Annotated in this window: 14 protein-coding genes; 12 read left to right on the top strand and 2 right to left on the bottom strand. The window is 50.0% G+C overall.

Going from position 1 to position 17613, the window contains the following annotated elements:
* The first annotated feature begins 548 nt into the window (after window positions 1-548).
* From ptsP to dhaL, 8 genes are all read left to right on the top strand, one after another.
* Window positions 549-3038 carry a phosphoenolpyruvate--protein phosphotransferase gene (gene ptsP / locus LKK83_RS04810; protein WP_324629777.1) on the top strand — a complete coding sequence of 830 codons (2490 nt, stop codon included), beginning with the start codon at window positions 549-551 and terminating at the stop codon, window positions 3036-3038.
* Between the two features lie 545 nt (window positions 3039-3583).
* The gene (locus LKK83_RS04805) at window positions 3584-6103 is read left to right on the top strand and encodes an ATP-binding protein (protein ID WP_324629776.1); all 2520 of its coding nucleotides are present in this window, start codon (window positions 3584-3586) and stop codon (window positions 6101-6103) included.
* Window positions 6104-6374: 271 nt separating this feature from the next.
* Window positions 6375-6758: a nuclear transport factor 2 family protein gene (locus tag LKK83_RS04800; protein ID WP_324629775.1), complete on the top strand. Its 384-nt coding sequence runs from the start codon at window positions 6375-6377 to the stop codon at window positions 6756-6758.
* A gap of 276 nt (window positions 6759-7034) precedes the next feature.
* Entirely contained in the window at window positions 7035-7397 is a 363-nt protein-coding gene (locus LKK83_RS04795; protein WP_324629773.1) for a Lin0512 family protein, read from the top strand.
* A gap of 166 nt (window positions 7398-7563) precedes the next feature.
* Window positions 7564-8622, top strand: a complete 1059-nt coding sequence (locus LKK83_RS04790) for a DNA cytosine methyltransferase (protein ID WP_324629771.1) — start codon at window positions 7564-7566, stop codon at window positions 8620-8622.
* Between the two features lies 1 nt (window position 8623).
* A complete protein-coding gene (locus LKK83_RS04785) occupies window positions 8624-9589 on the top strand; it encodes a BsuBI/PstI family type II restriction endonuclease (protein ID WP_324629770.1) in 966 nt (321 codons plus the stop codon).
* A gap of 277 nt (window positions 9590-9866) precedes the next feature.
* Window positions 9867-10940 carry a dihydroxyacetone kinase subunit DhaK gene (dhaK, locus tag LKK83_RS04780; RefSeq protein WP_324629769.1) on the top strand — a complete coding sequence of 358 codons (1074 nt, stop codon included), beginning with the start codon at window positions 9867-9869 and terminating at the stop codon, window positions 10938-10940.
* A 22-nt stretch (window positions 10941-10962) separates the two neighbouring features.
* Window positions 10963-11598 (top strand): dihydroxyacetone kinase subunit DhaL, encoded by a 636-nt coding sequence (dhaL, locus tag LKK83_RS04775; RefSeq protein WP_324629768.1) that lies wholly within the window; start codon window positions 10963-10965, stop codon window positions 11596-11598.
* A 79-nt stretch (window positions 11599-11677) separates the two neighbouring features.
* Here dhaL and ggt read toward each other — a convergent pair whose 3' ends face one another.
* Window positions 11678-13234 (bottom strand): gamma-glutamyltransferase, encoded by a 1557-nt coding sequence (gene ggt, locus LKK83_RS04770; protein WP_324629767.1) that lies wholly within the window; start codon window positions 13232-13234, stop codon window positions 11678-11680.
* Between the two features lie 184 nt (window positions 13235-13418).
* Here ggt and LKK83_RS04765 point away from each other — a divergent pair, with 184 nt between their 5' ends.
* The 4 genes from LKK83_RS04765 to LKK83_RS04750 all read left to right on the top strand — a co-directional run bounded on the left by LKK83_RS04765 (window position 13419) and on the right by LKK83_RS04750 (window position 17105).
* Complete coding sequence (locus LKK83_RS04765; protein ID WP_324629766.1) at window positions 13419-13778, top strand: hypothetical protein; 360 nt, start codon at window positions 13419-13421, stop codon at window positions 13776-13778.
* Between the two features lie 169 nt (window positions 13779-13947).
* Complete coding sequence (locus LKK83_RS04760; protein WP_324629765.1) at window positions 13948-14292, top strand: YtxH domain-containing protein; 345 nt, start codon at window positions 13948-13950, stop codon at window positions 14290-14292.
* Between the two features lie 40 nt (window positions 14293-14332).
* Window positions 14333-14905 carry a DUF948 domain-containing protein gene (locus LKK83_RS04755; RefSeq protein ID WP_324629764.1) on the top strand — a complete coding sequence of 191 codons (573 nt, stop codon included), beginning with the start codon at window positions 14333-14335 and terminating at the stop codon, window positions 14903-14905.
* Window positions 14906-15182: 277 nt separating this feature from the next.
* Complete coding sequence (locus LKK83_RS04750) at window positions 15183-17105, top strand: hypothetical protein (protein WP_324629763.1); 1923 nt, start codon at window positions 15183-15185, stop codon at window positions 17103-17105.
* A 331-nt stretch (window positions 17106-17436) separates the two neighbouring features.
* On the opposite strand, the gene LKK83_RS04745 is transcribed toward LKK83_RS04750, so the two are convergent.
* Window positions 17437-17562, bottom strand: coding sequence for a hypothetical protein (locus LKK83_RS04745; RefSeq protein ID WP_324629762.1), 126 nt, complete (start codon window positions 17560-17562; stop codon window positions 17437-17439).
* Between the last annotated feature and the right edge of the window lie 51 nt (window positions 17563-17613).

Raw genomic sequence — 17613 nt, 5'->3', positions numbered from 1 at the left:
ACCCCAGCATTCAGCGCTAAGGCGGGCTTCCGGTTCGGGGAACGGTGGCGGGTCACTCCCGGAAAACACCGCCAACCCGCTGCCTTCCAGGGAATCCCACCGGAAATTTCCCCAAAAATCCCTTACAATTAATCTCAGTCTATGCTAAATTGATAAAACAGTAAAAATAGAAAAAAATGAGAAAATCGGGCGAATGTATGAAAAGCGTTCATCACCCCCTAAAAATAAGACGAAAAAGCAAACCCTTCCGTATCCTCAGCCAAAGTCGGGAAACCGGATAACTTCGGGCTGCGGGTGGGGTAGAATGATGACGATCGCGGAGGCAACAGTAACGAGTGAAATAAGGGAAAATCGGCCTCAACTGAAATGGGGTGCAAATTTCTATGACGCCCGGAGGAAGAGCTGTGCAAAGAATGAGTGCAAGAAAGCGGAGGAAAAAAAGCCAAGGAGAGATTTCAATTTTGCGCTTTCAATCGGCTTTTTAGCGGATATGATATAACGGCAATCGAGCGCAGTTCACAAATAAATTTTATTAGGCAAAAAGAACTATGGTTGGAATTGTTATTGTTTCTCACAGTGCCAAACTGGCAGCAGGCGTGCGCGAATTAGCGGCGCAAATGGCGCGCGAACCGGTACCGATCGCGATCGCCGCCGGAATCGACGACCCAGAGAACCCATTCGGCACCGATCCGATGCAGGTTTACCAGGCGATCGAATCCCTGTATGATGACACCGGGGTAGTGGTATTGATGGATTTGGGTAGCGCCGTGATGAGTGCGGAAATGGCGCTGGAATTTGTAGAGCCAGATAAAAGGTCAAACGTGATATTGTGCGAAGCGCCATTAGTAGAAGGAGCGATCGCGGCGGTGGTGCAAGCCGCAGGCGGTGCGACTCTCGATCGCGTCATCGCCGAAGCCCGAGAAGCGATCGCCCCGAAAGCCTCACAAATCAAAGCCAGCGCCCCCCCAACCGCCTCCTCGGAACCCGAGCAAACCCAGCAGGGCGATCGCCCCCCTTCCAACCGCCACGAAATCGTCCTACCGGTCCTGAATACCTTGGGAATACACGCGCGCCCCGCCGCCAAATTGGTGCAAATCGCCAATCGATTTTCCTGTGAGATAAGCTTGCGAAATTGCAGCAAAGACACGCAAGCCATCAATGCCAAAAGCATCAATCAAGTCACCACCTTGGGGGTGAGACAGGGAGATGAAATCGAGATCGCCGCCCGAGGAAAAGATGCATTACCCGCCCTAGCCGCCTTGCAGGAATTAGTGGAAAATCGATTTGGCGAAAGCGAGAAACCAGCACCGAAGACCCAACAGCCAGCGATCGCCGCTGGGGAAGTGCAAAGCGACGAAATCCGAGGGACTCCGGTATCTCCCGGGATTGCGATCGCCCCAGTCGTGCGCTACGAACCCGCGATACCAGATGTAACTCACCTCCAAGGAGACAATCCGGAAGACGAATGGCAACAACTGCACTTTGCCATTCAAACCGCCCGACGGCAAATCCAAGTGTTAGGGCACAAAATTGCCAATCGCGAAGACGCCGGAATTTTTGCCGCCCACAAACTGTTTTTAAAAGACCCCGCCTTGCTTGAAATTGCGCGAGAGTGTATTTTCCAGCATCACTACAGTGCAGCAGCAGCCTGGAAACAGGCGATCGATAAGATAGTAGCAGATTACGAAGCCTTAGACGATCCTTACCTGAAAAGCCGAGCATCCGATGTGAAAGATGTGGGACTGCGGGTGTTGCGATTGCTCATTGATGTGAGGGGAATTTCCCTCGAATTACCCCAGCCGGGAATTTTGGTAGCCCCAGAATTGAAACCCTCAGAAGTGGCGCAACTGAATCCCGAGAAAGTGCGAGCCATTTGTACCGCCGTGGGGGGAGCAAACAACCACAGCGCCATCCTGGCAAGAAGCCTGGGAATACCCGCAGTGATGGGCATTGGTGCATCCCTAGCGCGGTTAACCGAAGGGACGGCGATCGCCTTAGATGGAGAAACCGGGCAAGTGTGGGTACAACCGCAGCCCGATCGCATCGCGCAACTGCAAGACAAACTTGCCGCCAAAGCCGCTACCGCCAAATTACCGCGCCAGACGAAAACTGCCGACGGAAGGCGGATCGGCATTCAAGCGAACATTGTGGGAGTTGCCGGGGCAAAAGCCGCATTAGACATGGGTGCCGATGGCGTGGGGTTATTGCGAACCGAATTTTTGTATCTCGATCGCCCTCATCCGCCCAGCGAAGAAGAACAGGTAGATTTGTACCAAGCGATCGCCGCCACCCTCGAGGAAAAACCGCTGACGATACGCACTTTAGATATTGGCGGGGACAAACCGGTGCCTTATTTGGACTTAGAACCGGAAGCCAATCCCTTCCTCGGGCTGCGCGGAATTCGGCTGTTGCTGGAGTTTCCCGAATTGCTGAAAACCCAGTTGCGGGCGATTTTGCGCGTGAGTCATCGCTATCCGGTGCAAGTGATGTTTCCCACCATTGCCTTACTCTGTGAACTTCGCGCCGCCAAGCAGATTCTCGCCGAAGTGCAAGAGCAACTGCGATCGCACGGAATTAGGTTTGACGAAGGCATGGGCGTCGGGATTACCATCGAAGTTCCCTCCGCCGTGGAAATCGCCGATCGCTTAGCCCCGGAAGTTGATTTTTTCAGTATCGGCACAAATGACTTGAGTCAATACGCGATCGCTGCCGATCGCACTCACCCGAAAGTCGCACACCTCGCCGATGCTTTCGAACCCGCCGTATTGCGCGCGATCGCCCGCACCGTGCAAGCCGCTCATCATGCGAAAATCAAAGTTGCCGTTTGTGGGGAATTAGCCGCCTTCCCCGAAGCAACCCCGATATTGCTCGGACTCGGGGTAGATGAATTGAGCATGAATCCCACGGCGATTCCCGGCGTTAAGTCCGTAATTTCCCGGTTGACAGTGGATCGGGCAGAAGCGATCGCCGCCGCCGTCTTGCAACTCGATTCCGCCGCCGCCGTCAAAGCGTATCTGCCAGAAAAAATCCGGGATTAATTCACCGTTACTGTTCCAGCCCCTCCCATCCTTTTTCCCTTGCCCCTTTCAACCCACGGCATCCTCATCCATCCACCCGCCCATTTTCCCTGACTGGGGATTTTTCCAAAATATTAAGAGTTGTTACAAAAAGTCAAAGAAAATGTTAAAAATGGAGCAATTGCGTCACAATTATAATCAGTTCTACTTTCGAGCTTGCTAAGGTAGAGACTCTCGCCTCCCTCACGGGGCAAGGAATAACCCAGCCGCTGGAAAGTAGTCAGTCAATGTCACGTCCACCGAAGGGAACGTCTAGATGTTGCCAGGGGGTTAGGAGGTACGAGTGCGTCAAAGGTGATTCTATAAGAACAGCCAGTATTTTAGGAAGACAAATTTGAGATTTTCTTTGGGGTAATTACCTTACATCACCCCCAGGAATGGGGGCGAGGTCGAGCGATAGAAGCAAAATACAGTTCAGTCAAACAACTCGAAAGAAGCGATCGCAAATCTTTTTCCCTCCCCTTCCTATTTTTGCAACCTCAGACGAACAAATTCGGAGTAAGGACATGATGAAATTCCCAACCTTAAATTTAACCCAATACCAGAAAGAACCAATTCACACTCCCGGGTTGATTCAACCCCACGGAATCCTGTTTGTTTTATCTGACCAGCTTGATGTATTGCAAGTCAGCCACAATACATGGAAAGTCTTCCGCCGACATCCCGAAGACCTCCTCGGGCAAAACCTCAATCAACTGCTCGATGAGACGCAAATCGAGACCCTAAAAGAGTGTTTATTTCACCATAACCTCCAACCGGTAAATCCCTTAAAGATTTCGATAAAAAGCGAAGGAGAAACCCTCTATTTTGACGGCATCGTGCAGCGATCGCCCCAAGGGCTTTTCATCCTCGAACTCGAACCAGCTCTTTCTCCCAAAACCCTTGGCTTTCTCAGTTTTTACAATCTCGTAGAAGCCTCCGCCTCCAAAATTCAAAACGCCCCCGACTTCCAAAACCTCTGTCAGCTTCTCGTCAAAGAAGTGCGAAACATTACCGGCTTTGACCGCGTAATGCTCTATCGCTTCAACAAACAGGGACATGGCACCGTTTTAGCAGAAGATAAACTCGAAGAACTCACCTCCTGGTTGGGACTGCACTATCCCGCCGAAGACATTCCACCGCACGCCAGAGAACTGTATTCCAAAAACTGGTTGCGATTAATTGCCGACGTCAATTACAAACCCGTTGCCATTGTTCCCACAATCAATTCCCTCACCAAAAGCCCCCTCGATTTGAGTTACGCCGTATTGCGAAGCGTGTCTCCCTGTCATATCGAGTACCTGCAAAACATGAACGTCAGCGCGTCGATGTCCATCTCGATAATGAAAGAAGGGAAACTCTGGGGATTGGTTGCCTGTCATCATAACTCCCCGAAATACGTATCCTATGAAGTTCGCAAAGCCTGCGAATTTTTTGGCAAAGTAATGTCCGTAGAGCTGCCTTCCAAAGAAGAAAACAAAGACTACGAATATCGGATTAAGTTAAAATCCACCAACGCCAAGTTGTTAGAATACATGTCCCGCGAGCAGGACTTTATTGACGGATTGATAAAGTTTAAACCCAACTTGCTCGATGTGGTAAACGCCCAAGGAGCCGCCATTGTTTTTAAAGGTAACTGTACCTTAATTGGCAAAACACCCACGGAAAAAGCCATCCACAAATTAATCCACTGGCTCGATTGCCAAGACAGCGAAATCCTGTATTCCACCGCCTCCTTGCCCCAAGTTTATCCCGAAGCCCAGGAGTATAAAGATATTGCCAGTGGATTGCTCGCCGTTTACATCTCCAAAGCCCAGAGCAATTACGTCTTGTGGTTTCGCCCAGAAGTCATTCAAACCGTGCAGTGGGCCGGCAATCCGAATCAACCCTGGGAAATCGGCGATCGCGAAACCTCTCGACTGCATCCTCGGAAATCGTTTGAGTTGTGGAAAGAAATCGTCAAATTAACTTCCCTACCCTGGAAGAATTGTGAAATTAACGCCGCCCTCGAACTGAAAAATGCGATCGTCAGCATCGTGTTGCGTCAAGCCGAAGAACTCGCTACCTTAAACGAAGCCTTGCGCGAATCCGACGCCAGAGAGCGAGAAAAAGCCCAACAACTTGCCAAAGCCCTGCAAGAGCTGCAGCGCACCCAAACCCAGCTTATCAAGCAAGAAAAAATGTCCGACTTGGGGGAATTAGTCGGCAGTATCGCCGCTGAAATTACCAACCCCATTAACTTCATTTCCGGCAATCTCACCCATGCGGAAAGCTACGCCAAAGACTTGCTGAATTTACTTTACCTTTATCAGCAACACTATCCCCACCCCGAAGCGGAAATCGCCGAAGAGTTAGAAGCGATGGATTTAGAATTCATCATTCAAGATTTGCCCCGCATGCTCTCCTCGATGAAAGTGGGTGCCAATCGGATTCGCGACATCATTCAAGCCCTGCGAAACTTCACCCGCCTGGAAGAATCCGAACTCAAACCGGTGGACATTCACGAGGGACTGAATAGTACCCTGCTGATTTTACAGCATCGCCTGAAAGGAAAAACTGGTCGCCGGGGAATTGAAGTCATCAAAGAATATGGCACACTGCCCGAAGTAGAGTGCTATCCGGGACACCTGAACCAAGTGTTTATCAATCTTTTATCCAACGCCATCGATGCCTTAGAATCGCAACGGAATGGCGATGGAAAAGTGGGCGATCGCACCCCGAAAACCGATGAAGGCAATTCCTCTACCCCCGCGCCCACCATTCGCATTCGCACTGAAAAAGCAGAGGAACATCAAGTGGCGATTTGCATTAGCGACAATGGCAGCGGGATAGAGCGAGATATCCAATCCAAAATCTTCGACCCATTTTTTACCACCAAACAAAACCAAAAAGGAATTGGCGTCGGCTTGGCGATTTCTCATCAAATTGTCGTAGAAAAACATGGCGGAACAATCCACTGCATTTCCGAAGCCGGACGAGGGGCGGAATTTATCGTTAAAATTCCCCTGCACCAGGGTGTAATTTACTCTCCTTCCTCTAAAGGATAGGGAAAGATTTAATCCCACTGTTTGTTATCTTTTTCGGTTGGGTAAACCGGGTTTGCCCAACCGTTTTTTATGACATAAAACCTCCCCTTCGATGGGGCGAAAGGGGAAAAATGGCAGGGGTGCATTTTCCGATCGCGATCGCCCCTGTATCCCCCGTGTTTTCTCGGATGCCACCGCCCGCTCAAAAAATTGTTACAAAATATAAAAAAGCCTCCCATGGCGATCGCAATCTGATAAAGTAAAAAAAATTGACAACCAGGAGAATCACAGCATGTCACCCGAAGCGATCGAGCAACTCGTGCGAGCTTACTTTACCCACATGGGCACCATGAATCCCCAAGGATGGCTCGACATCTTTGCAGAAGACGCCGTGATTTACGATCCGGTAGGCAATCCCCCCAATAAAGTCCATCAAGACTCGGAGAAATTTTTCGCCCTGTTGTCGCAGATCTTCCAAAAACTGGACGTCACCGCCGATAAAATCTTTGTAGCAGGCAATGGGGCCGCCGTTCAATGGACCATGCGCGGCGTGGCAAATAATGGCAAACTCGGCACCACCCAAGGCATCAGCGTCTTTGACATCAACGACTCCGAAAAAATCCAACAGGTTTCTTCTTACTGGAGCGAAGCAGACATGATAAACCAATTAAAATAGTCGATCGCTGATGCCAAAAAATTTGCATCATTTCCTTCGGTTCTCCTTCCCAGATCGTGCTGGGAACGCTTTCCCCGACGCAAAGCCTCCCCCGAAGAAATCGGCACAATAAATAATGACCAAAGTTGATAAAATTAACGATCGCATAAAAATCGGCAAATGTCAATGACTGTTTCGAGAAACAATCAGAGTTAAACTGACGGGAAAACCCAAAAGATACAGTTACCGATATCCTGGAAAGATAAGCTAAAAATTGTCAACATTAAGGAATAAAAGATGGTTCGCAAACGGTTAATTATCGAAATGGGAATGGGAATAGACCAACATGGGCAAGAACCCACCGTTGCGGCGGCACGAGCGGTTCGCAATGCGATCGCCCATAATGCCTTACCGGGCGTGTGGGAAGTCGCCGGCTTGAGCGATCCCAATGACATGATAGTGGAAGTGCAAGTTGCCGTTCCCCATCCCGAAAAAGTGCGCGAAGAAGACGTGCTAGCAGTGCTACCCTTTGGGCGCAAAACCCTCACCCTCGAAGCGGGAGGAATGGTGACTCAGGGACGGGCGATCGCTGCTTTAAATGATAAAAACGACGACATGTTCATTGCCGTTGCCGCCGTAACAGTTTCCGTGGACATGTGAACCATAACGCAGAAAAAAAGTGGCGAAAAGAAGTTGCCCCAGGGTAAGCTTTCCTCCGTCTGACTCGTTCCCAGACACCTGCCTGGGAACGCCTCTTCTGAGCTACCGCCTCCCCACAAACCGGAGGCAAAATCCCCTGCAGGCTTTTTTGTAACTTTCAACTTCCATGAACCGGAAAAATCCCCCGTATTTAGACTTTATTCACAGAGAATTACAGCTTCCCCAAAACCAAGATAACCAACTGTTAGTTATCGATTTATTTGCCGGATGTGGTGGATTTGCCCTCGGGTTTGAAGCCGCCGGATTTAGAACCATTGGTTATGAAATGGAAGGAGATGCCTGTGCCACTTATCGGCGAAATCTCCGCACCGATTGCCATGAAATGGTTCTAACTCCCGACACCGAATTTCCAGAAAATCCGGTAGTCATTATTGGCGGGCCGCCCTGTCAGCCTTTTAGCGTCAGCGGACATCAGCGAGGATTGAAAGACAGTCGCGATGGATTTCCAATTTTTATTAACGCCGTCAAAAGATATCGGCCTCAAATCGCGATTTTTGAGAACGTGCGCGGGATGTTGTTTCGCAACAAAACCTACTTTGAGGAAATTGCGATCGCCTTGCAAACCCTGGATTATTTCGTCGAATGGGACATTTTAACCGCCACCGACTATGGCGTGCCCCAGCGGAGACAGCGATTATTTTGCATCGCCCACCAAGGCGGATGGAAATGGCCGAAAAAAGCCTACAAATCGCATCCTTACACCGCAGGAGAAGCCCTCAGCGAATTGGCATTTAGGGCATCGGAAACTGCAAAATTCTTGACGCCAAGCATGGATGAATATGTGAAGAAATACGAAAAAGCATCCAAATGCGTCAAACCGAGAGATTTGCATTTAGATGTCCCCGCCAGAACCGTCACCTGTCGCAATCTCAGCGCCCCAACCGGCGATATGCTGCGGATTCGCCTCCCCGACGGACGCCGGCGCAGATTAACCGTGCGTGAAGGTGCGCGGTTGCAAAGTTTTCCCGATTGGTTTGAATTTCAAGGAACCGAAAAAAGTCAATGCCAGCAAATTGGAAATGCCGTGCCTCCGATTCTGGCAAAGGCATTAGCGATGAGGGTGAAGGAGTGTTTAGAAAAGAGAGAAAGCGCGTCATCAGAAAACCACCCCCAACCTGAGCAACCTATACAGCTATCTTTTAATTTCATGAAGGAGTTCCTTTAAAATGTCTAGACCAAGCGATTCTTTTGAAGATAAATTGCCTCAAAAAGTTGAGGAAACTAAGGGAATACTCAGCAAGATTGGTTTACCCAGTCCTCAGCAAAACGATCGCTCTGCTCTAACTTTGCTGGCTCTACTCGATCTAAAGCCGAGAGATCGTTGGTCTGATGCTGGTTGTCCACTGCTGGGAATCACTCCAATAATGGAGTTCATTGCGAAGTTTTATGAAAAGAACTATAAACCTAACACTCGCGAGACGTTTCGTCGCCAAACTATTCATCAATTTGTAGAGGCAGGGATTGTGATTCGTAACCCAGACGATTATTCAAGACCGCTAAACAGCCCGCACACAGTCTATCAAATTGAGGAAAGCACGTTAGAGTTACTTAAAAGCTATGATACGGATGGATGGACTGAGAATCTGAAAAAATATTTAAAATCTTTAGAAACCCTCAAAAAGCGCTATGCTCAGGAACGAGAGATGGTTCGTATTCCTGTAAATTTACCTTCAGGAAAGAGCTTTTACTTGTCCCCTGGGGGACAAAACCTGCTGATTGATAAGATTATCAAGGATTTCTGCTCTCTCTTCACTCCCGACGGAAAATTGATATATGTAGGTGATGCTGCTGATAAAGGGATTCATTTCGAGATAAAGGCACTGGAAAAATTAGGAGTCACGATTGATAGTCATGGGAAAATGCCCGATGTTGTGGTTTACTATCAACAGAAAAATTGGCTCGTACTTGTCGAAGCTGTGACGACTCATGGCCCGATCGATCCAAAGCGCCTAAATGAACTTAAGATTTTGTTTGGCAATTCAAAAGCCCATCTGGTATTTGTTACTGCTTTTCGGAATCGCAACGATATGAAGAAGTACCTACAGGAAATTTCTTGGGAGACAGAAGTGTGGGTTGACGAGCCAACTCACATGATTCACTTTAATGGCAAGCGGTTTTTGGAGCCATATTGAGAAGGCGATATCGTTTAGGATTCAAATGATTGGAGCTGCTCTGCGTGACTCAGGAAGCGTCATTTATTGCCACAGCGTTGAGACAATTTAAAAACCTACAATTTTGTCCCCCTTTCAGTAGGAAGACGCCATTGGCGTGTCCTAACTTTTGACGATGCTAACGTTAGAATTTGTTTGAACTTACCTGCATCAAAAATCCGGCCTTCCCAAATTACTATCTCGGATCCTGCGCGTCCTATGATGCACTTATGGAGTTTCGCAAGCTTATCCTGAAGCGATGAAAAAACTCATCAACCAGCCGGAGGACTTCGTGCGCCAAAGCCTGCAAGGCATGGCACTAGCTCATTCCGACCGGCTCAAAGTCCACCTGGATCCCCACTTCATCTACCGGGCCGATGCCCCCATTCGCAACAAAGTCGCCATCATCTCCGGTGGCGGTAGCGGACACGAACCCATGCATGGGGGATTTGTCGGTGGGGGAATGCTCGATGCTGCCTGTCCTGGCGAAGTATTCACCTCCCCCACCCCCGACCAAATGCTAGAAGCGGCCAAAACCGTGCATGGCGGTGCGGGAGTGCTCAATATCGTGAAAAACTATAGCGGCGACGTGATGAACTTCGAGATGGCCGCAGAATTGGCACACTCGGAAGATATTCCGGTGCTCAATATTCTCATCGACGACGATGTAGCCGTTAAAGATAGCCTCTACACCCAAGGGCGGCGCGGGGTTGGCACCACCGTACTTGCCGAAAAAATCTGTGGCGCTGCTGCCGATCGCGGTTACGACCTGCCAGCCATAGCACAATTATGCCGAAAAGTCAACCTCAACGGGCGCAGCATGGGCATTGCCTTAACCTCATGTACCGTACCCGCCAAAGGGTCTCCCACCTTTGAACTCGGCGACACAGAAATGGAAATCGGCATCGGGATCCACGGAGAACCGGGACGGCAGCGAATGCCCCTGCAATCTGCCGATGACATCGCCGAAATGCTCGCCGTGTCGATTATCGAAGATACCGACTACTCGCGGCAGGTACGGGAGTGGGATGGAAAAACGGGAGAATGGGTAGAGGTGCCACTGAGCGATCGCCCCTTTGCCCCTGGGGACGCGGTACTCGCCTTCGTCAACAGTATGGGCGGCACACCGCTGTCGGAATTGTATATTATTTATCGGAAATTAGCCGAAATCTGCGAAAGAAAACATCTGACAATCGTTCGCAATTTAATCGGTCCGTATATCACCGCTTTAGACATGCAAGGCTGTTCCATTACCCTGCTAAAAATGGATGATGAATTGATAAACCTGTGGGATGCGCCGGTGAACACACCCGCATTGCGCTGGGGAAGTTAAAAACGGTGAAAAAAGGAGATTTATGATAACGCGAGAGCAAATTTTGCAATGGTTGGAAACCCTGGCGGGGGTGCTAGAAGACAATCAAGATTATCTGAGCGAATTAGATGCCGCCATCGGGGATGGGGATCATGGGATTAATATGAATCGCGGGTTTCAGAAGGTACGGACTCAGTTGCCGAATTTGGGCGATCGCGATATTGGCGGTATTTTTAAAACCGTCAGCATGACCTTGATTTCCAGTGTCGGCGGTGCCAGCGGACCGTTGTACGGCACCCTTTTCCTGCGATCGAGTATGGGGGTTGGCGGTAAGTCCGAACTCACCCCAGAAGAGATGGGCGGCGTGCTACAAGCTTGGGTTGAGGGCGTGGTACAGCGGGGCAAAGCAAACCTCGGGGATAAAACAATGTTGGATGCCCTTTCCCCGGCGTCAGATGCCTATCAGCAAGCCCTCGCCCAGGGTGCCAGCGGAATAGAAGCCTTGCAACAAGCAGTTGCGGCGGCGGAAGCGGGGATGAAAAACACCATCCCCCTGGTGGCGAAAAAGGGACGGGCGAGCTATTTAGGGGAAAGAAGCGCTCAGCATCAAGACCCGGGGGCGACTTCTTCCTATTTGATGTTAAAAACCCTGCAAGAGACGGTGGCGGGTTCACCGTAACGTCAGTTCAGAAGGAGCAGCCCACACCTGCCATAGTAAATTAAGCCGATTGAGTACGACGCCTGGGTGAATCCCCCGTTCAACAACTGGCGATCGCCCCATTGCGGCGCGGGTCTCCTGCCGCTTCTAGGGTGCCATCTTCACGTTTCCGCACCGCATTCACTCCGCCAAAATACATATTTTTTTCCTGCCATTGGATTAACTCGGTCTGCGGCATAAATGGCAGATTTTCCAGATTGTCTACCGCCAATCCTGCTTCCAAGTGAAACTGATTATTTTCCCAATGGATGCGAGGATTTTCCACGGCAGTTTTCACATCAAGATGACCATCGATAATATTAGAAATCACTTGTAAAATTGTGGTTCTAATGCGATTGGAGCCGCCAGAACCCAGGACAATTTCCGGGGAGTTGTTTTTCAGAACCATCGTCGGTGCCATCATGGAAGAAATGCGGCAATTTTCCGGCCATTGATGGAATCCGCTGGGGTTTAAATCCGCTTCCCCCAGCATATTATTGACCATAATTCCCGTACCTGGAATCATGTAGGAAGAACCTTCGCCATTGGAGGTAGTGACGCTGGCGGCATTACCATCTTTGTCGATGATACTGATATGAGTGGTGCTGCCTAGTTTATTGACTGCTCGAGTGAATTGTTGTTTGCAGGTGGTTAATTGTTCGGAGGATAAGAATTTTGCCGCCACATCTTTTTTGTAGAGATGGGCATCGTAGCCGGTTTTTCGGGCCACATTGGTTAACTGCATGGCTTGGGCGAGGAGTTGCCAGTGGCGATCGCTGCCAAATTCTATTTTATTCCAATCGATTTGGGACAATAATTCTAAGGCAAACGCAATCAAGGTTCCGCCGGAACTCGGGGGCGGATTAGTCAGCAAAGTATGACCGCGATAATTGAAAGTTAAGGGGGGTCGTTCGATAACCCGGTAATTTTTTAAATCAGCTAAGGTTAAATAGCCGCCTTTTTCTTGGCAATCTTTGACGAATTGGTGGGCGATATCGCCTTCATAAAATTCTCTAGCTCCTGTTTCGGCGAGGTAGGCTAAAGTGGCGGCGAAATCCTTCATAAACACAGTGTCTCCGACTTGGAGAAGTTCTCCGGAGGGAGCATATACCCGGCGCGCCTCAGGAGAGGCGGTCATAATCGGTTTGAGGATAGTTAAGAGGTAATGTTGAAAAGGATTAAGTTTAACGCCATTTTTGGCATAATGGATGGCAGGTTCGGCGATGACTTTAAACGGCAGAGTTCCTAACTTTCGGTGAACTTCAAAGACGCCGGCGAGGTTGCCGGGAATGCCCATCGAACCTAAACCGATATGGAATTCTTGTACTGCGCCGCCAAAATCCACATAAACCGGATAGAAATCCATAGGGGTTTGGGTTTTTCTGTGCTGCGGGGTTTGGACAAAAAAATCGAAGAGAATGTTTTGATGGGTGTGGGTATGAGCGAGCAGAAATCCGCCGCCGGCAGCAGAGGTAAGGCCAGTTTCAGTAACAAACGATGCTAAAATAGCGGCAACGGCTCCGTCGAAAGCGTTGCCGCCTAATTTGAGCATTTCGATGCCGGCTTCGGCGGTTTTAGGATGGCCTGCAGCAATGGTTGCGCGCGATATCTGATTCATCAAGGGGATGGAATAGAGGGGTAGTTTGTGGGGTTGACTCGTCCCTTTAAGATAAAGGATATGCGGGTTATGGTAAGATAAGTATTTTACATTTTTGGGAAAATGATTGAAATAAATCAAGGGGGAGAAAGATAGATTTAAAATTATTAATCAGTGATGCAGTGGGGGAATTTGGAGGTAAACGATGGTGGTGGCGGTGGTGATTACCAATATGCTTTTAGCGACATTATTTTTTTATGTGGCATGGAGACTGTGGAAACTGAGTCGAGTCATCGATCGCGCAGCGAAAGCGGTGCTGAATGCCGATCGCGTGACTTATAACGTCCTGAACGCCAGCCCCCAGGCGATCGCCCGGGGAGAGCTAGGCACCCGGAACCTGCGGAAACGGTATCAGCAGGTGGAGTTGCAGCTTTTGCGGTTGCGACAGATCGTCGCCTTGCTGAACCGGGGAAGAATCACCTGGTTGGGGCGATCGCTGATGCGTCGCAGACCGAAAAGGGAAAAGGGGAAACGAGAGACTCAGGAGAGGGAAAATCCCAAGTAAAGCCGGGAGGGGATCCCACCCTGGGTTAACGCGACCGGCATCGGGATCGCGCATTTCTGGGGAGGCAATGGGCAAGCGTGGAGAGTGGTTTGGTGATAAAATAAGGAACTTGAGCGGCAGCCGAGTTACAATAATCCTTTTTAGGGATTGCAAGATTTAACCAATTACAATGTCCAAAAATCGTTCGGGAACCTTTATCGGCGGGATGCTAGTGGGAGCGGCGATCGGCACCATCACCGGGTTACTCGTGGCACCGCGCAGTGGTCGCCAAACGCGGAAGTTGTTAAAAAAATCGGTCAAAGCTTTGCCAGAGATAGCCGAAGATATATCCAGCAGCGTACAGATGCAGGCCGATCGCCTATCAGAATCGGCCCTCGAGAACTGGGACGAGACCCTCGATCGATTGCGAGAAGCGATCGCGGCGGGGATAGAAGCGACGAAACTCGAGCGCGAAGTTCTCGCGCGACAAGAACGGGAAGTCGCCGCCGAATCCGGCGAAGAAAGCCAGTCTTAAGGTACGGATTTCAATGCAGATTTAACTTTAAACCTCACTTGTGACAGACCCCCTGTTTTGGCTCGGACTCTCCTTTTTACTCGTTGCTGTCAGTTTGATTCTGGTGTTGCTGGCAGCACTGCCCGCATTGCAAGCCGTAGCGCGGGCAGCGCGCAGCGTGGAAAAATTAGCCGACACCCTCTCGCGGGAATTTCCCCCCACCCTAGAAGCAATTCGCTTAACCGGGATGGAAATTAGCGATTTAACCGATGATGTCACCGAGGGGGTTCAGAGTGCCAACCATGCGGTAAAACAAGTAGAGGAAGGCATAGGCAGCGCCAAAAAGCAAGCAAAAAGCGCCCAGATTACCACCCGCAGCGTGATGACGGGGATGAAAGCGGCGTGGAAAAGCTTTACCCGCAAGAGCGATCGCCCCGGGGCCACTCGTCGTTCCCGGGATCGGTTGCCCCCCTGGCAACGGCAGCTACTTGACCTGCGCGATCGCCCCGGATCGATGCCCGAGTCCTATTCCAGCTACTCCGAGACTCCACCCACCCAGCGCGATCGCCCCAGCGATCGTTCGCCACGACCAGAGGAATCCCCAGATTTCGACCCCCCCGATCGCAACCGCTAACGGCAAACCCGAGGTGGTAACGAGCGAGAATCAGCCATCCACCGAGAACGAGATAGTTTTCCATCTCTCCCCGGATTCGTGCTACCCTACAGCCCGGAGGTCTGCCAGAAAAGCGGTTGCGATCGGCATCCTTTCCGTAGTTGCGGAAAGCTCCTCATGCACCCGCCACATCCAGGAAAAACCAGAAATCCTCGCTCCCTCCATCAAACTTGCATGTCCCCCTCATGCACTAGCCCCATAAAAAACTGCCTCGAATGTAAAATCCGATAATCCCATCATGCCCTCTCAAAAGCGCAAATATCAAAAAGCACCCCGGTGGCTCCGTTGGTTTGAAAAGGTGATGGCAATTATTGCCTTAGTCAACTTAGCCCTCGTACTCTTTGACCTGAGTTATCTCCCCGGGCGAGACTACTACCTGCGCGCCGATTTGTTTATGAAAGACTTTCAGGTCAACAAGCGCGAAAAATACCTCGCCACCGTCTATGAACTGCAAAACCTCTTGCAAGAAGAAGGGTTACAGTCAGCCCAGGTGCAGGAATTACTCCAGACTCTGCGAGTCCAGAGCGAACAATTAGTTGACGAAGAACTATTTCGCGTCACTGGCAACTATGGAGCGTTGTCAGAAATCAAAGAGCGGATGCGCGAGTACATGGAAGCACAGACGGCAGAAGAAGCTTTCCAGAGATTTTGGAGCCAGGAATATTTAGAGGCGGTTGGGTGGCGACAAGCCTTGGATTTTTTTAATAGCGAAGTTGCCTTTTTGTTTGTGTTTTACGAACCGAGGTTATTTTACGATCCGGTGAAAGGAATCGAACCGTATCGGGGGACGCAAAGATATCTGAGATTGGTGGACGAACTCACCGTAGAATTGCAGCGCGACGGCTTGCAGTCAGAAGAAGTTGATGATTTGCTAGGGCAATTGCGCGAACTGAGCGAGACGGCGATCGACGATAATTTTTTTGAACGGGCCAACAAAACCGGAACCCTGGAAGAAATTAAAAATAAGATGCGCCGACATATTTATTCGCGCAATCCAGAAGATAGACCCCAAGGACCGGATTATTTACCCAGATTCATCCGCAAACCCGCTATTGAGTTTATTGATTTTTTAGCGCCCGAAGTATTTTGGGCGGATAAATCGGCGACCCAAGCTTTTATGGTATTTTGGAGTCGCGAAAACTTAGCCGAATATGGGTGGGAAGAAGAACTGAGATTTTTTAATCGGCAAATTGAGTTTTTAATGCTGACGAATTATTATCGGCATTATGGCGTAAATAGCGAGTATATCGATAGGTTTTGGATAATTGATGCGTTTTTTGCAGTGGTGTTTTTAGCCGACTTGCTGTTTAGAAGTTGGCTGATTACCAGGCGGCATAAAAACGTGAGTTTAGAAGGGGCAATATTTTGGCGCTGGTACGATTTGCTGCTGTTGGTGCCATTTTGGCGATGGTTGAGAATTATTCCCGTGGTGATTCGGTTAAATGAAGCCGACTTAATCGAGATTGAATGGATTCGCAAGCAACTGCGACTGGGGCTAGTGGCGACCTTTGCTGAAGAACTGACCCAGGTGGTGGTGGTGCAAGTCATCAATCAGTTAAAAGGGAACGTAGAAAGTGGGGAATTGTCCAGAGCGTTATTGGAACCTTCACAGCAAACGTACATTGACATTAATGACGTGAATGAAGTGCAAGCCATTTCCAACCGGGTGTTAAAGATTGCAGTGTGCAAAGTGCTGCCCGAAGTGCAGCCAGATTTAGAAGCACTGCTGCATCATCAAATGGAAAATACCCTGAAGAATTCCGGAGTTTACCAGAGATTGCAGCGCCTCCCGGGGTTAGGGAATTTATCCCACCAGATGGCAGAACAGCTCGTGAACCGGGTGTCAAAAATCGTTACCTTTGGGCCAGAGAATGCGTATCATGCCATCACCGAGGCACCGCCGGATCCGGTGGGGGAAAAATTGACCCAGCAGCTTGTGGAGCATTTTGGGCAAGCCATGCGAGCCGAGTTTCAAAAAGAGCAGACGATAGAAGAGCTTGAATCGTTGGTGTCTGATTTGCTAGAAGAAATCAAAATCAACTACGTGCAACGGGCAGTCGAGGCGGATCCCGAAGATCTGTTTGATGAAACCGAGGAACTGCGGAAACTCGCCGCCCAACGGTCAAGCAAACCCGCACAGCCGCCGCGATCGCCGAAGTAGGGAGAGAAAACAGCAGCAGCAAAATTCCAGAGGCGAACCCGCGCAAGCCCGGTGCGATCGCGATTTAGCCCGTGACCGTAGGGGTAACCCCACCACCATGAAGGGGAAAACAAATAAAATAAAAAGGAATTAAGCGCCTCAGCATCGGCATCGCGCAAACCCCCTCACTCCCAGTTCTGGTGGGATTTCGCGTCAGCGCAGCCATACCCGTAGAGGCCCGAAAGGCGGCTGAGCCTCGGGGAGGGCGATCGCCTGCGCGAATCGCCCTGAAGTCGCCCTCCCTACCCCACCCTGTGGTTCCCTACAGTTCCCCAATTAAATGGCTAATTGCTTAACGCCGATCGCCCGCAAGCAAAGCATCAACCACCGATATATAGACGGTTAACACCCCGGTTAGCGGCAACACAACCGTGTTATAATAGACAGAGCCAGTGCGAATCGTTCCCGCCAAAGTCAAGGCTGAAATGCCGAAAACGTAAGCGGGGCAAGGAACCTAATGCTTAAAGCC

The organism is Phormidium sp. CCY1219 (genome assembly GCF_035615515.1).
In the GTDB taxonomy this organism is placed as follows: Bacteria; Cyanobacteriota; Cyanobacteriia; order Cyanobacteriales; family Laspinemataceae; genus CCY1219.
The sequence above is the reverse complement of the archived record's forward strand: the minus strand, read 5'-3'. Positions and strand labels throughout refer to the sequence as shown.

What these genes read in the sequence shown, in the direction of transcription:
- LKK83_RS04800 (WP_324629775.1), top strand. Translation starts at nt 6,375, where the DNA reads ATGTCACCCGAAGCGATCGAGCAACTCGTGCGAGCTTACTTTACCCAC.
- LKK83_RS04790 (WP_324629771.1), top strand. Translation starts at nt 7,564, where the DNA reads ATGAACCGGAAAAATCCCCCGTATTTAGACTTTATTCACAGAGAATTA.
- LKK83_RS04795 (WP_324629773.1), top strand. Translation starts at nt 7,035, where the DNA reads ATGGTTCGCAAACGGTTAATTATCGAAATGGGAATGGGAATAGACCAA.
- LKK83_RS04785 (WP_324629770.1), top strand. Translation starts at nt 8,624, where the DNA reads ATGTCTAGACCAAGCGATTCTTTTGAAGATAAATTGCCTCAAAAAGTT.
- LKK83_RS04765 (WP_324629766.1), top strand. Translation starts at nt 13,419, where the DNA reads ATGGTGGTGGCGGTGGTGATTACCAATATGCTTTTAGCGACATTATTT.
- ptsP (WP_324629777.1), top strand. Translation starts at nt 549, where the DNA reads ATGGTTGGAATTGTTATTGTTTCTCACAGTGCCAAACTGGCAGCAGGC.
- dhaL (WP_324629768.1), top strand. Translation starts at nt 10,963, where the DNA reads ATGATAACGCGAGAGCAAATTTTGCAATGGTTGGAAACCCTGGCGGGG.
- dhaK (WP_324629769.1), top strand. Translation starts at nt 9,867, where the DNA reads ATGAAAAAACTCATCAACCAGCCGGAGGACTTCGTGCGCCAAAGCCTG.
- ggt (WP_324629767.1), bottom strand. Translation starts at nt 13,234, where the DNA reads ATGAATCAGATATCGCGCGCAACCATTGCTGCAGGCCATCCTAAAACC.
- LKK83_RS04760 (WP_324629765.1), top strand. Translation starts at nt 13,948, where the DNA reads ATGTCCAAAAATCGTTCGGGAACCTTTATCGGCGGGATGCTAGTGGGA.
- LKK83_RS04750 (WP_324629763.1), top strand. Translation starts at nt 15,183, where the DNA reads ATGCCCTCTCAAAAGCGCAAATATCAAAAAGCACCCCGGTGGCTCCGT.
- LKK83_RS04805 (WP_324629776.1), top strand. Translation starts at nt 3,584, where the DNA reads ATGATGAAATTCCCAACCTTAAATTTAACCCAATACCAGAAAGAACCA.